The sequence below is a fragment of the Teichococcus deserti genome, from assembly GCF_001982615.1.
In the GTDB taxonomy this organism is placed as follows: Bacteria; Pseudomonadota; Alphaproteobacteria; order Acetobacterales; family Acetobacteraceae; genus Pseudoroseomonas; species Pseudoroseomonas deserti.
Map to the genome: position 1 here is coordinate 1 of NZ_MLCO01000586.1, position 466 is coordinate 466.

General features: G+C 73.6%; 1 protein-coding gene. It reads right to left on the reverse strand.

Translation table 11 applies throughout. The features are described from left to right. Positions 1-423, reverse strand: a 423-nt coding sequence (locus BKE38_RS30215; protein ID WP_242662636.1) for an acetylxylan esterase family protein, incomplete at its 3' end; no start/stop codon positions are given. Positions 424-466 lie beyond the last annotated feature (43 nt).

A 466-nucleotide genomic window follows, 5' to 3' on the forward strand; every position in this document is an offset into this window, starting at 1 on the left:
CAGCACATGCCATTGCGGATCGGTCGAGATCGGCGCCCGGGCGCTGCGCGACAAGCCGCGGAAGCAGGGGAAGAGCAGCGCCGTCTCGGTCACCGGCAGGTCGAGGTCGGGCCCCTCGCGCCCGCCATAGCCATGGCCGACCACCAGCCCGCGCCTGATCGGTCCCTGGCGCGGCCGCAGCAGCCAGCCTCCGATGGTGAAGCCGCCGGTGGAGCGGTAGTCGAGCTCCTCGACGATCCAGTCGGAATGCGCCGCCGCCGAGGGCCGCAGCCGGGGTTCCGGCGCCACCCGCATCGCCGCGGCATGGCGGGCGCGCCAGAAGCCTTCGAAGCCGGCGGGGGGCGGCGGCGCGGCGACCCGCAGCAGCTCGGGGGCGCCATAGCCATAGGCAGGGTCGAAAGGAAAATCATGCGGGAAGGCCATCGGCCCAGCCTATCATGCGCGCTGCCCCACCCAAGCCGCGGCG